This is a genomic window from Micromonospora haikouensis (genome assembly GCF_900091595.1).
Classification (GTDB): domain Bacteria; phylum Actinomycetota; class Actinomycetes; order Mycobacteriales; family Micromonosporaceae; genus Micromonospora; species Micromonospora haikouensis.
On sequence record NZ_FMCW01000001.1, the window covers coordinates 291,865 to 304,670 of the forward strand.

12 protein-coding genes and 1 pseudogene are annotated in these 12,806 nt (G+C 75.2%); 10 read left to right on the top strand and 3 right to left on the bottom strand.

The features are described 5' to 3' along the window. Positions 1 to 67: 67 nt before the first annotated feature. The gene (gene rpmB, locus GA0070558_RS01240; RefSeq protein WP_007075181.1) at positions 68 to 259 is read right to left on the bottom strand and encodes a 50S ribosomal protein L28; all 192 of its coding nucleotides are present in this window, start codon (positions 257 to 259) and stop codon (positions 68 to 70) included. Positions 260 to 480: 221 nt separating this feature from the next. On the opposite strand from rpmB, the gene GA0070558_RS01245 reads away from it, so the two are divergent. Then, positions 481 to 2,130 (top strand): DAK2 domain-containing protein, encoded by a 1,650-nt coding sequence (locus GA0070558_RS01245; RefSeq protein ID WP_091274548.1) that lies wholly within the window; start codon positions 481 to 483, stop codon positions 2,128 to 2,130. Further along, positions 2,127 to 4,352 (top strand): ATP-dependent DNA helicase RecG, encoded by a 2,226-nt coding sequence (gene recG, locus GA0070558_RS01250; RefSeq protein WP_091274550.1) that lies wholly within the window; start codon positions 2,127 to 2,129, stop codon positions 4,350 to 4,352. Before GA0070558_RS01245 ends, recG begins: the two co-directional genes overlap by 4 nt. A gap of 225 nt (positions 4,353 to 4,577) precedes the next feature. Here the strand turns inward: recG and GA0070558_RS01255 are convergent, their stop codons facing one another. Continuing rightward, the gene (locus GA0070558_RS01255; protein WP_091274553.1) at positions 4,578 to 5,858 is read right to left on the bottom strand and encodes a hypothetical protein; all 1,281 of its coding nucleotides are present in this window, start codon (positions 5,856 to 5,858) and stop codon (positions 4,578 to 4,580) included. 311 nt (positions 5,859 to 6,169) lie between these two features. Here GA0070558_RS01255 and rsmD point away from each other — a divergent pair, with 311 nt between their 5' ends. From rsmD to mutM, 8 genes and pseudogenes are all read left to right on the top strand, one after another. Beyond that, positions 6,170 to 6,733 carry a 16S rRNA (guanine(966)-N(2))-methyltransferase RsmD gene (gene rsmD, locus GA0070558_RS01260; RefSeq protein ID WP_043962311.1) on the top strand — a complete coding sequence of 188 codons (564 nt, stop codon included), beginning with the start codon at positions 6,170 to 6,172 and terminating at the stop codon, positions 6,731 to 6,733. Further along, positions 6,730 to 7,218 carry a pantetheine-phosphate adenylyltransferase gene (coaD, locus tag GA0070558_RS01265; RefSeq protein WP_043962312.1) on the top strand — a complete coding sequence of 163 codons (489 nt, stop codon included), beginning with the start codon at positions 6,730 to 6,732 and terminating at the stop codon, positions 7,216 to 7,218. The genes rsmD and coaD overlap by 4 nt, the downstream gene beginning before the upstream one ends. Before the next feature lie 270 nt (positions 7,219 to 7,488). Next, positions 7,489 to 7,986 (top strand): SPFH domain-containing protein, encoded by a 498-nt coding sequence (locus GA0070558_RS01270; RefSeq protein WP_043962313.1) that lies wholly within the window; start codon positions 7,489 to 7,491, stop codon positions 7,984 to 7,986. 109 nt (positions 7,987 to 8,095) lie between these two features. Further along, positions 8,096 to 8,659, top strand: a complete 564-nt coding sequence (locus GA0070558_RS01275; RefSeq protein WP_043962314.1) for a YceD family protein — start codon at positions 8,096 to 8,098, stop codon at positions 8,657 to 8,659. A 5-nt stretch (positions 8,660 to 8,664) separates the two neighbouring features. After that, positions 8,665 to 8,838: a 50S ribosomal protein L32 gene (rpmF, locus tag GA0070558_RS01280; RefSeq protein WP_043962315.1), complete on the top strand. Its 174-nt coding sequence runs from the start codon at positions 8,665 to 8,667 to the stop codon at positions 8,836 to 8,838. A gap of 114 nt (positions 8,839 to 8,952) precedes the next feature. Further along, positions 8,953 to 9,978: a phosphate acyltransferase PlsX gene (locus GA0070558_RS01285; RefSeq protein ID WP_091274798.1), complete on the top strand. Its 1,026-nt coding sequence runs from the start codon at positions 8,953 to 8,955 to the stop codon at positions 9,976 to 9,978. 97 nt (positions 9,979 to 10,075) lie between these two features. Then, a pseudogene (gene rnc, locus GA0070558_RS01290) lies at positions 10,076 to 10,801 on the top strand (ribonuclease III); the annotation flags it as partial. 223 nt (positions 10,802 to 11,024) lie between these two features. After that, a complete protein-coding gene (mutM, locus tag GA0070558_RS01295) occupies positions 11,025 to 11,882 on the top strand; it encodes a bifunctional DNA-formamidopyrimidine glycosylase/DNA-(apurinic or apyrimidinic site) lyase (RefSeq protein ID WP_077936611.1) in 858 nt (285 codons plus the stop codon). A gap of 5 nt (positions 11,883 to 11,887) precedes the next feature. Here mutM and GA0070558_RS01300 read toward each other — a convergent pair whose 3' ends face one another. After that, the gene (locus GA0070558_RS01300) at positions 11,888 to 12,766 is read right to left on the bottom strand and encodes an endo alpha-1,4 polygalactosaminidase (protein WP_091274560.1); all 879 of its coding nucleotides are present in this window, start codon (positions 12,764 to 12,766) and stop codon (positions 11,888 to 11,890) included. Between the last annotated feature and the right edge of the window lie 40 nt (positions 12,767 to 12,806).

Sequence of the window (12,806 nt, forward strand, 5' to 3'; positions counted from 1 at the left end):
ACGCCACAAGCCGGCGGGCCCTCGGGCCCGCCGGCTTGTCGACGATGGGTGGGTCGGCGTTACCGCGTCAGGCGCGGGTGACCTTGCCGGCCTTGATGCAGGAGGTGCAGACCTTCAACTTCTTGGTGGTGCCGCCACCGGCCGGGGTGCGCACCGACTGGATGTTCGGGTTCCAGCGGCGGTTGGTCCGCCGGTGCGAGTGGGACACGTTGTGGCCGAAGCCCGGCCCCTTGCCACAGACGTCGCACACGCTAGCCACGGGATACTCCTGGGATTGATACGTTCATGAGGTCGCCGCCAGGCGCAGCCCGGGCAACCTGGCCAGGTTACCCGATCCCCCCGTCGCCGCCCAACCGGGCCCCTGGTGACGCCGGGGCGGGGGCACTTCCGGCGCCGGTCGCCGCGATGCCGCCCGCCAGGTCGCCGACATCGTGGCGTCGCCCCCGGCGGGTGTCGGTGCGCGCCAGTAGGCTTCCCGACGTGCTGGACACCCTCGACGCCGCCGCGGTGCGCCGCTGGTGCGCGGGCGGGCTGGCCGCGCTGCGCCGGCACCAGGGCGAGATCGACGACCTCAACGTCTACCCGGTCCCCGACGGCGACACCGGCACCAACCTGGTGCTCACCCTCACCTCGGCCCAGCAGGCGCTCGCGATGGACCTGGCCACCCTGCCCGACGGCGGGTCCACCGCGCACGGGCACGCGCTGCGGCTGATGGCGCGCGGCGCGCTGCTGGGCGCCCGGGGCAACTCCGGGGTCATCCTGTCGCAGATCCTGCGCGGCCTCGCCGACACCCTGGCCGCCGCCCCGGCGGTGCGGGGCCGGCAGCTCGCCGCCGCGCTGGGCGACGCCACCGCCGCCGCCTACTCCGCCGTCGCCCAGCCCGTCGAGGGCACCGTGCTCAGCGTGGTCGCGGCGGCGGCCCGCGCGGCCGGCTCGGCCGACAGCGACGACCTGCCCACCGTCGCCCGGGTGGCGGCCGGCGCGGCGGCCGAGGCGCTGGCCCGCACGCCAGAGCAGCTGCCGGCGCTCGCCCGCGCGGGCGTGGTCGACGCCGGCGGCCGGGGGCTCTGCCTGCTGCTCGACGCGCTGGTCGAGGTGGTCACGGGCGAGAGCCCGCGCCGGCCCGCCCCCGCGCCCCGCCCGGTCCGCCCGCCGGCCACGGCCGCCCGCGAGACCGGTTCGACGGACTACGCGTACGAGGTGCAGTTCCTGCTCGACGCCGACGCCGACGCGGTGGCCCGGATGCGGCAGACCCTCGCCGGGCTCGGCGACTCGCTGGTCGTGGTCGGCGACGGGGCCACCGACGCGGCGTCGGCCACCTGGAACGTGCACGTGCACGTCAACGACGTCGGCGCGGCGGTCGAGGCGGGGGTGGAGGCCGGCCGGCCGCACCGGATCTCGGTGACCCGCTTCGCCGACCAGCCGCCCGCCGCCCCGGCCGACGCCGTCGCGGCGCACGGCACGGCGGCACCGGCGGGCGACGGCCGGGCGGCCGTGGTGGTCGCCTCCGGGACGGGCATCGCCGAGCTGTTCACGGGGGAGGGGGCGACGGTGGTGCCGGGCAACCCGTCCACCGGTGAGCTGCTCGACGCGATCCGCGCCACGGCCGCGGCCCGGGTGGTGGTGCTGCCCAACGACCCGAACACCCAGGCCGTCGCCAACGCCGCCGCGCGGGAGGCACACGCGCTGGGGGTGCGGGTCAGCGTGGTGCCGACCCGGTCGCCGGTGCAGGCGCTGGCCGCGCTCGCCGTGCGCGACCCGCAGCGCCGCTTCGCCGACGACGTGATCGCGATGGCCGAGGCGGCGGGGGCCTGCCGCTACGCCGAGGTCTGCTGGGCCAGCCGCGAGGCGCTCACCGTCGCCGGCCCGTGCCGCCCCGGCGACGTGCTGGCCCTCGTCGAGGGCGAGGTGCACCTGATCGGGGCCGACCTCGCCGACACCTGCACCGCCGTGGTCGACCGCATGCTCGGCGGCGGCGGGGAGCTGGTCACCCTGCTCTCCGGCGCGGACGCCCCCGAGGGTCTGGCCGACGCCGTCGCCGAGCACGTCGCGCGGCGCTGGCCGTTCGTGGAGGTCCAGGCCTACGCGGGGGGCCAGCCGCACTATCCGCTCCTGGTGGGGGTCGAATGACGACGACGTCCGAGCCGGCCACGGTCGACACGCCGCTGAAGAAGCTGGTCGGGGAGAAGACGGCCAAGGCCCTGGCCGCCCACCTCGACCTGCACACCGCCGGCGACCTGGTCCACCACTTCCCCCGCCGCTACGACGAGCGCGGCGAGCACACCGACATCCGGTCGCTCGACGTCGGCGAGCAGGTCACCGTGCTGGCCCAGGTGCGGCGCACCGACGTGCGGCCGATGCGCCAGCGCCGGGGCAAGCTGCTGGAGGTCACCGTCGGCGACGACTCCGGCGGGGTGCTCACCTGCACCTTCTTCGGCAACCAGGCGTGGCGGGAGCGCGAGCTGCGCCCCGGCCGGTGGGGGCTGTTCGCCGGCAAGGTCACCGAGTTCCGGGGCAAGCGCCAGCTCAACGGCCCGGAATACGTGCTGCTCGGCGAGGGTGGCGACGGCGAGGCCGCCGCCAACGAGGAGGTCGAGGAGTTCGCCGGGGCCCTGATCCCGGTCTACCCGGCCGCCGCGGCGGTGCCGACCTGGGTGATCGCCCGCTGCGTGCGCGTGGTGCTGGACACCTTCACCCCGCCGGAGGACCCGCAGCCCGCCACCGTCCGGGCCACCCGCAACCTGATCGACCTCGGCACCGCCCTGCGCGAGATCCACCGGCCGTCCAGCAAGGAGGCGCTCTACCGGGCCCGCCGCCGGCTCAAGTGGGACGAGGCGTTCGCCGTGCAGCTCACCCTCGTGCAGCGCAAGCACCGGGCCGCCGCCTGGCCGGCCCGATCCCGGCCGCCGCGCCCCGGCGGGCTGCTCGACGCGTTCGACGCCCGGCTGCCGTACGAGCTGACCGGCGGCCAGCGGGCCGTCGGCGCGGAGATCGCCGCCGACCTGTCCACCGCCCACCCGATGCACCGCCTGTTGCAGGGCGAGGTCGGCTCGGGCAAGACGGTGGTGGCGCTGCGGGCGATGCTCCAGGTGGTCGACGCCGGGGGCCAGGCCGCCCTGCTCGCCCCGACCGAGGTTCTCGCCGCCCAGCACCACCGGGGCATCCTCGACCTGCTCGGCCCGCTCGCCCGGGCGGGAGAGCTGGGCGCCGCCGACGGGGCCACCTCGGTGGAGCTGGTCACCGGCTCGCTGGGCGCGGCGGCCCGCCGCCGGGCCCTCGCCGAGGTCGCCGCCGGCCGGGCCGGCATCGTGCTCGGCACCCACGCCCTGCTCTACGAGGGCGTCGACTTCGCCGACCTGGGCCTCGTCGTGGTCGACGAGCAGCACCGGTTCGGCGTGGAGCAGCGCGACGCGCTGCGCGCCAAGGCGGAGCAGCCGCCGCACGTGCTGGTGATGACCGCGACGCCGATCCCGCGCACCGTGGCGATGACCGTCTACGGCGACCTGGAGGTCTCCGCGCTCACCCAGCTCCCGCAGGGGCGCTCGCCGATCGCCTCGCACGTGGTGCCGGCCGCCGAGAAACCGGCGTTCCTCGACCGGGCCTGGCGCCGGGTGCGCGAGGAGGTCGCCGCCGGCCACCAGGCGTACGTGGTGTGCCCCCGGATCGGGGATGCGGGGTCGGGTGGCTCGGGGTCCGGGTCGGAGGAGGAACCGCCCCGGGAGGACGACAACGGCCGGCGGCCCCCGGTCGCGGTGACCGAGGTCGCCCCGCTGCTCGCCGAGGGGCCGCTGCACGGGCTGCGGATCGGGATCCTGCACGGGCGGCTGCCCGCCGACGAGAAGGACGCCGTGATGCGCGCCTTCGCCGACGGCGAGCTGGACGTGCTGGTCGCCACGACCGTCATCGAGGTCGGCGTCAACGTCCCCAACGCCACCGTGATGATCGTGCTGGACGCCGACCGGTTCGGCGTCTCCCAGCTGCACCAGCTGCGCGGCCGGGTGGGCCGGGGCTCGGCGGCGGGGCTCTGCCTGCTGGTCACCGAGGCGGCCGAGGGCTCGTCGGCCCGGGAACGCCTCGACGCGGTGGCGTCCACCACGGACGGCTTCAAGCTCGCCGAGCTCGACCTGGAGCAGCGCCGCGAGGGCGACGTGCTCGGGGCGACCCAGTCCGGCCGGCGCTCACACCTGCGGCTGCTGTCCCTGCTGCGCGACACCGACCTGATCCGCGACGCCCGCGCCGAGGCGATCGCGCTGGTGGAGGACGATCCGGAGCTGGCCCGCCATCCGGCGCTGGCCGCCTCGGTGGCCGCCCTGGTCGACGCCGAACGCGCGGAGTACCTGGAAAAGGGCTGACTTCGCGTTGGTCCCAGGCCGATGATCGACTCCATGTCGGCGACATGGCGGTATCAGCGGGGCCCGGATACCGCCATGTCGCCGACATGACAGCCCGCGATCCGCGATCGAGACGCGAGGCACCCGCCACCCGCCGACCGTCACCAGACACACGGCGAGGGCGCGCCGACCGGGTGGTCGACGCGCCCTCGCAGGTGCGTCAGATCAGTTCAGGCCGTGGCCCGATCAGGCGGTGAAGCGGATCCGCCGACGACGGGCCATCACGAAGAGCACCGCGCCGACCGCGAGCAGGGCCACCGCGCCGGCGGCGATGCCGCCGGCCGCCGCGCCGGTCACGGGGAGGCCACCCTCCTGGTCGCCGCCGCCGGAGCCGCCCTCCTCGCCGTCCTCGCAGTCCTTCGGCTGCTCCCACTTGATCGCCTCGCCGGAGGCGAGGTCACCGGTGACGGTCACGGTCAGGCCCGGGCTCGCCGGGAAGGTGACGGTGACGTCGCGGCCGGCCTCGACCGTGACGGTCTTCGGCTCGCCGGTGCTCGGGGTGAAGGTCGAGGTGAGGGTCGCGCCGTTCTCCGGGTTGGCGATCCGGAAGATCAGCTCGTCGCAGGTCGACTCGTAGCCGCCGTCGGGCTCGCCGGCCTCGGGCTCCTGGCAGTCCTCGGGCTTGGCCCAGCCGCCGGTGAAGTCCTCCATGCCGGGGGCGGTGACCTTGAGCTCCTGCGCCTGGCCGGGGTTCAGCTTGCGGGTCTCGATCTTGCGCATCGGCACGGAGACGGTCTCGGTGTAGCCGCCGCTGCCGGTGATGGTGAACGCCGCCGCCGCGTTGCCGCTGCGGTTGACCAGGGTCAGCTCGACGTTGCCCTCGCAGTCGGACTCGGCGATGACCTCGGGGGCGGGGCTGCAGGTCTCGGAGCCGCCGTTGTACCAGGCCTCCTGGGGCTTGCCCGTCGACTGGGAGCCGGGGGCCTTGGGGCTGCCGACCTTGCGGTGGCCGTACCGCGAGCCGTTGTCGGTGAGCGGGTCGATGATCTCGTCACCGAAGACGAAGTCGACCTGGGTGTAGCACTGCGGAACCTCGACCTTGAAGTCGAGGGTGGCCACGCCCAGCTCGCCCGCGCCGACGCCGGTGAACTTCTTGACCGACTTGTCCAGCACGTACTGGGGGAAGGCGACCTTCGCCGACGGGGCGACGTAGGACACCAGCGCGAAGGATTGCTCCTGGCCCTCGCAGAGCGGGCCGTTGACCAGCGTGATGCTGGCCTCGCCGCGCTTGCCCTTGAAGGTGTGCGTGTAGCGGGCGTCGGCCGCGCTGACGCAGGCCGGCCCCTCCGGGGCGGGCGAGGTCGGCGTGACGGTCGGACTGGGCGACGCCGTGGCGGTCGCCGACGCCGACGGCGAAGGGCTGGTCGCCAGGGCCGGCGACGAGGCCGCGAACGCCGTGGCGAGGCCGGCCAGGGCGGCGGCGGCCACGACGAGCGGCCGCCGTGGCGACAGCTTGGGACGGATCACGCGTACTCCCGGGGTGAAGAAACGTCAGGGCGCGGCGCGGGCAACGGCGGTCAGCGGTCGCGGCCGGTGAGGCGCGCCCGCGACGACGCCTCCCGGCGCCGGGTGGGCCGGCGGAGCGCAGCCGGCACCCGGCAGACCCTAGCGAGAACGCGCCGACCGTTACAGCGCTCAGATAGCCCTAAGGGTGATGTTATCAATTTGAGATCATTGATATACGAAACGTGATCATATCGGGACGCTGGTGGTACACACGGTGCCGCCCGCCCCGGCGCCGGCGTCGCGTAGCGTCGGGGCATGAGCAGGAGCAGTCGGTGACCCGGATCGTGGCCGGGACGCTCGGCGGCCGGCGCATCGCCGCGCCTCCCGGCGCCGGCACCCGGCCCACCTCCGACCGGGTCCGGGAGGCGCTGTTCAGCGCCGTGCAGGCCGACGTCGACCTGGCCGGGGCGCGCTTCGCGGACCTGTACGCCGGATCGGGCGCCGTCGGCCTGGAGGCGCTGTCCCGGGGGGCGGCGCACGTCCTGCTGGTCGAGTCCGACCCGCGCGCCGCCCGCGTGGTGCGGGAGAACATCGCCGCGCTGCGGGCCGCCCCGGCCGCGCGACTGGTCACCGGCAAGGTCGCCACCGTGCTGGCGGCCGGCCCGGACGGCGGGCCGTACGACGTGGTCTTCGCCGACCCCCCGTACGCCGTACCCGATGCCGACGTCACCGCGATGCTGGCCGCGCTGGTCGACGGCGGCTGGCTGGCGGCGGACGCCCTCGTGGTGGTGGAGCGCTCCAGCCGGAGCGGCCCGGTCGACTGGGTGGAGGGCGTCACTGCCGAGCGCAGCCGCCGTTACGGCGAGACCACCCTTTGGTACGGTCGCCGATCATGAGACGTGCGGTGTGTCCCGGCTCTTTCGACCCGGTCACCAATGGACACCTCGACATCATCGGGCGGGCCGCCCGGCTCTTCGACGAGGTGATCGTCGGCGTGCTGGTCAACCAGTCCAAGAGCGGCCTGTTCACCGTCGAGGAGCGGATCGAGATGCTCCGCGAGGTCACCTCCTCGTACGACAACGTGCGGGTCGCGTCCTTCCGGGGCCTGCTGGTCGACTTCTGCCGGGCCCAGCGGGCCAGCGTCCTGATCAAGGGCCTGCGGGCGGTCAGCGACTTCGACTACGAGCTGCAGATGGCCCAGATGAACATCGGCCTGGCCGGCGTCGAGACGCTGTTCATGCCGACCAACCCGCTCTACTCCTTCCTCTCCTCCAGCCTGGTCAAGGACGTGGCGAAGTGGGGCGGCGACGTCTCCGCCCACGTCCCCGACCTGGTCCGCGAGGCCCTCCAGGTCCGGCTCGGCCCGCCGCCGCGCCCCTGACCGGCGGGGAGACGACCCCGGCCCGACCGGCGGCCGACGACCTGACCGGCGGGGCGTGACGACCGGTTCGGCCGCCGGCCGACGACCTGGACGGCGGGGTGTGAAGACCCCGCCCGGCCGCGACACGGCGCCCTGACCGGCCGCGACACGACGCGCCGGGCGGGGTGGATCGGCGGGCGGTGGCCGGGGCGCGACATGATGGTTCGAGCGGGAACCCGGCCGTAGCCCGCATCATGTAGGTCGGCCGACGACGACAGGAGTGAGGTACCGGTGGACCCGCTCGACCGCATCGACGAACTGATCGCCATGGTGGAGCAGGCCCGCTCCGTCCCGATGTCGCGGAACAACTGCATGGTCGACCGGGGCGAGATGATCGCCGCGCTCGACGAGCTGCGCGCCGACCTTCCCGCCGACCTGCGCCGGGCGGCGGCCCTGCTGGGGGAGCGGGACAAGATCATGGAGGCCGGCAAGCGGGAGGCCGACCGGATCATCAGCGAGGGTGAGGCGGAACACGCCCGCCTGGTGTCGGTGAACGAGATCACGGTCTCGGCCGAGCACGAGGGCGCCCGGATCATCGCCGAGGCCCGCGCCGAGGCGCAGCGGCTGCGCGAGGAGGTCGACGACTACGTCGACACCGCGCTGGCCAACTTCGAGCAGTTCCTCACCCGGGCGCTGGCCTCCATCGAGCGCGGGCGGGACAAGATGCACGCGCTGCGCGAGATCGGCACCTTCGGTGGGGACGAGGCGGAGCGCCCGTTACCCTTCTGAGCGGCACCTCAGCAGCCGACAGGCGGGGCGGGCGTCGCCCCCGGTTCGACGGTCCGGCGGTCGTCCAGGTAACCTTTTTTGTCGGCCTCTCACCGGCCGGAGTCTGACTATGCCCAAACACTCGCCTTCATCACTCAACCCCAAGGCGCCGCTGGTCCTCGACACGAGGGACCTGCCGCGTCGCCCTGGCGCGTTGCGTACGCTCCGGCGGGTCGTCCCGGCACCGAAGGACCTCGGCGTGGAGTTGATCGGCGTGCCGGAGGGCGCGGACCTCGACCTCGACCTGAGGCTGGAGTCGGTGTCCGAGGGGGTGCTCGTCTCCGGGACCGTGAGCGGTCGCGTCAAGGGCGAGTGCGGGCGTTGCCTGCGTGAGATCGACGACTCGGTGGCCGTGCCCGTCCAGGAGCTGTACGCGTACGAGAACAGCACCACGGACGCCACGACCGACGAGGACGAGGTGGGCCGGATGCAGGACGATCTGATCGACCTGGAGCCGGCGCTGCGGGACGCGGTGGTGCTCATGCTGCCGACCAACCCGCTCTGCCGGGAGGACTGCCCAGGGTTGTGCCCCGAGTGCGGGGTGCACTGGGACGATCTGCCGGCCGACCACAGTCACGAGCAGATCGACCCGCGTTGGGCGGGCCTGTCGCAACTGAACCGTACAGAGGAGTAGGAACCGTGGCCGTCCCGAAGCGCAAGATGTCGCGCAGCAACACCCGGTCCCGCCGGGCGAACTGGAAGGCGACCGTGGTGGCGACCACCGCCTGCCCGCAGTGCAAGTCCCCGAAGCTGCCGCACGCCGCGTGCTCCGTCTGTGGCACGTACAACGGCCGCCAGGTTCTCGAGGTCTGACCTGGACGCCGAGTGACGCCCCCGACCCCCGGTCGGGTGGCGCGCGCATCCTGGCGATCGCCCGGTGCCCCGGCTCCCGCCGTCGCCGGCCGGCCCGTTCCGGCCGGTGTCCCGCTGGAGCCGGGCACCGCGCGGATCGCCGTTGACCTCCTCGGCGGGGACGATGCTCCCGCCGTCGTGGTTGACGGCGCTCTGCGGGCCATGCGCGCCGACCCGGACCTGCATCTTCTGCTCGTCGGCCCCGCCGAGGTGGCCGACGAGCTGATCGGTGCGCTCGATCCGGCGCAACGCGCCCGGGTCACGGTCCGGCCGGTGCGCGCCGCCGTCGGCATGGCCGAGAACCCGGTCGCCGCCCGCGCCGACAGCACCGTACGCACGGCGGCCACCGCCGTCCGCGACGGCCTCGCCGACGCGATGGTCTCCGCCGGCTCCACCGGCGCGACCGTCACCGCGGCGGCGCTCGGCCTCGGCCGGTGGCCGCACGTGCGCCGGCCGGCCCTGGTCGCGACCCTGCCGGCGGTCGCCGGACCGGTGGTGCTGCTCGACGTCGGCGGCTCCCTGGAGCCGGGCCCCGCCACCCTCGCGCGGCACGCCGTGCTCGGCGCGGCCTACGCGGCCGTCGCGCACGGCGTGGTCGAGCCGCGCGTCGGGCTGCTGTCGGTGGGCACCGAGGCGGGCAAGGGGGACCGGCTGCGCCGCAGCGCCGACCTGGCGCTCGCCGCCGCGCCGCTGCCCTGCGCCGCGCGCTACGTCGGCCTCGTCGAGGGGTACGACATCGCCTCCGGCCTGCGCGCCGACGTGGTGGTCACCGACGGGTTCACCGGCAACGTGCTGCTGAAGGCGATCGAGGGCGCGTACGCGATGGCCGGCGGGCCCCCGCCCGGCGGCGGTGCCCCCCGGGCCGCCGCCCTGCTCGGGGTGGCCGGCACGGTGGTGGTCTGCCACGGCGCGGCCCGTGGCCAGGACGTCGCCTCCGGCATCGCCCTGGCCGCCCACCTGTGGCGTCGGCGGGCCACCGACACCGTCTCCGTGCTGCTCGGCGTCCCCGGCGGCGCCGGCCCGGCCGGGGTGGCCCCGGAGACCTCCGCACAGCCCGGTGACCACACCGAGCGCACCACCGACACCGAGGTGAGCCTGTGACCGCCCGTACCGTCCCGACCGGCCGCGTCGGCGCGCCGGCACCGGCGGGTGCGCCCGGCGCGCGCCGCCCGGTCGTGAACCGAGAGGTAACCGCATCATGACCATCGACAAGCGGCGGCGTGCGCCCATCGGTCACCTGGAGGCCGCCTTCGGGGTCTCGCTGGACGCGGAGCTGCTGGAGCGGGCGCTGACCCACCGCTCGTACGCGTACGAGAACGGCGGCCTGCCCACCAACGAGCGGCTGGAGTTCCTCGGCGACTCGGTCCTCGGCGTGGTGATCACGACCGCGTTGTTCCACAACCATCCCGACCTGCCGGAGGGCCAGCTGGCCAAGCTGCGGGCGAGTGTGGTCAACATGCGGGCGCTCGCGGACGTGGCACGGGGCCTGGGCCCGGACGGGCTCGGCGCGTACCTGCTGCTGGGCAAGGGCGAGGAGAGCACCGGCGGCCGGGACAAGGCGAGCATCCTCGCCGACACCCTGGAGGCCCTGCTCGGCGCGATCTACCTCCAGTACGGCCTGGACACCGCCGCGATCGTGATCCACCGGCTGTTCGACCCGCTGATGGCCGAGTCGGCCGGGCGGGGTGCCGCGCTGGACTGGAAGACGAGCCTCCAGGAGCTGACGGCCGCCCTCGGGCTGGGCGTGCCCGAATACCGCATCGAGGGCACCGGGCCGGACCACCTCAAGACGTTCACCGCCTGGGTGGTGGTCGCCGGCAACCGGTACGGCGGGGCGGAGGGGCGCAGCAAGAAGGAGGCCGAGCAGCGGGCCGCCGAGTCGGCCTGGCGGGAGCTGACCGCCCAGGCCGAACGGGACCGGGCCGAGCAGGCCGAACGGGAGCAGGCCGAACGGGAGCGGGTCGCCGCCGAGGCGTCGGACGGGCCCGTCGAGCCGGGCGCGGTCAACGGCACGGACGTCGTGGGCGTCGTCGAGGTCGACGCGGCGGGCGCCGTGGGCGCGTCGGCGCTGGTCGCCGCCGACGGTGAGCCCGCGGACGCCCCGGCCGGCGGGCCCGCCGACGCCCCGGCGGCCGGCGAGGCGAACCGTGCCTGAGCTGCCCGAGGTCGAGACCGTCCGGCAGGGCCTGGCCCAGTGGGTCACCGGCCGCCGGATCGTCGGCGTCGAGGTGCGCCATCCCCGGGCGGTGCGCCGGCACCTGGCCGGGCCGGCGCACTTCGCCGACGTGCTCGCCGGGCGGACGGTGCTCGACGTGCGGCGGCGCGGCAAGTATCTGTGGCTGCCGCTGGACAGCGGCGACGCGATCGTCGGCCACCTCGGCATGTCCGGTCAGCTCCTGCTCCAGCCGGCGACGGCGGCCGACGAGCTGCACCTGCGGGTCCGGTTCCGGTTCGCCGACGACGGCCCCGAGCTGCGCTTCGTGGACCAGCGCACGTTCGGCGGGCTGGCGGTCTCCTCCGGCGGGGCCGAGCTGCCGCCCGAGATCGCGCACATCGCCCGGGACCCGATGGACCCGGAGTTCTCCGACAGCGCCTTCGTCGCCGCCCTGCGCCGGCGGCGCACGGAGGTGAAGCGGGCGCTGCTCGACCAGACCCTCGTCTCCGGGGTCGGCAACATCTACGCCGACGAGGCGCTGTGGCGGGCGAAGCTGCACGGGGCCCGGCCCACCGACCAGCTGACCGCGCCCGTCGCACAGCGGCTGCTCGGCCACGTCCGGGACGTCCTCGGCGAGGCGATCAAAGAGGGCGGCACCAGCTTCGACGCCCTCTATGTCAACGTCAACGGCGAGAGCGGCTACTTCGACCGGGCGCTCAACGCGTACGGGCGGGAGGGTGAGCCGTGCCCGCGGTGCGGCGCGCCGCTGCGCCGGGAGGCGTTCATGAACCGCTCCTCGTACAGCTGCCCCCGCTGCCAGCCCCGGCCCCGGGCCGCGCTGCGGGGCTGACCCGCTCAGGGGCCGCCGGTCCCGCCCCGCGCCGGGGCCGGCGGGGCGTCCGGGCAGGCGTCCCGCCACGCGTCCAGCTCGCGCCGCTTCTGGATGGAGGCGAAGCCGTAGCCGAGGGTGGTCACGCAGAACTCGTCCGGGTCGCCCGTGTATTCGACGTGGAACACCGGCTTGCCGGCGTCCGCGAACGGCAGCAGCTTCGCGCACTGGCGCAGCCGGACGCACTCCTCGTTGACGGCGAAGTCGAAGTCCGGCGCGAGGGCGGTCACCTGCGCCACGTCCCCGAGCAGGCCGGGGGACAACTCCAGTGAGCGGGCCAGGGCGGCGGCCCGCCGGTTGAACCGCAGCTGGTCGTCGAAGTCCAGGTCGAAGCCGGTGGGGTGGGCGTAGCCGTCGGCGTCGGCGAGGGCCACCGCCCCGAAGCCCTTGCCCCGGCACAGCCGCAGCCGGTCGGCCAGGATGGGCTCCAGCACGTCCCACCGCCGCACGTCCACCCACCGGTTGCCGGGCGACCGGCCGGCCGCGCCGCCGACCTCCGGCGGGTACCGGTCGGCGTCCGGGTCGGTCCGCGCGTACGCGCCGACGCCGACCTGGCAGACCAGCCGGCGGTCCCGGCCGCGCAGCGCCGCGGTCTCGGTGCTCGTGGTACGCACCGGGTCGAGCAGGAACACGTCCGCCTCGACCGTGGTGTCGAGCGGGCCGCTGAGCTGCCACTGCCAGCGCCAGTGCCGGGCCTGGCCGGGCGGCCACGGGGTGGGCGCGCCCGGCGGCGTCACCACGGCCCGGCAGCCGTACGCCGTCGTCAGCAGCGCCAGCGCGACGAGCAGGCGCAGCAGTCGGCGCGACGCGCGCCCGACGCGGGGCGACGGCGGCCCGATCCGCATCGGCAGCTCCGCAGGTCGCGGGCGGCGTCGAACCGCCCGG

Excerpts from the sequence above, each read along its gene's own strand:
- recG (WP_091274550.1), top strand. The coding sequence starts at position 2,127 with ATGACGACGACGTCCGAGCCGGCCACGGTCGACACGCCGCTGAAGAAG.
- coaD (WP_043962312.1), top strand. The coding sequence starts at position 6,730 with ATGAGACGTGCGGTGTGTCCCGGCTCTTTCGACCCGGTCACCAATGGA.
- GA0070558_RS01275 (WP_043962314.1), top strand. The coding sequence starts at position 8,096 with ATGCCCAAACACTCGCCTTCATCACTCAACCCCAAGGCGCCGCTGGTC.
- GA0070558_RS01300 (WP_091274560.1), bottom strand. The coding sequence starts at position 12,766 with ATGCGGATCGGGCCGCCGTCGCCCCGCGTCGGGCGCGCGTCGCGCCGA.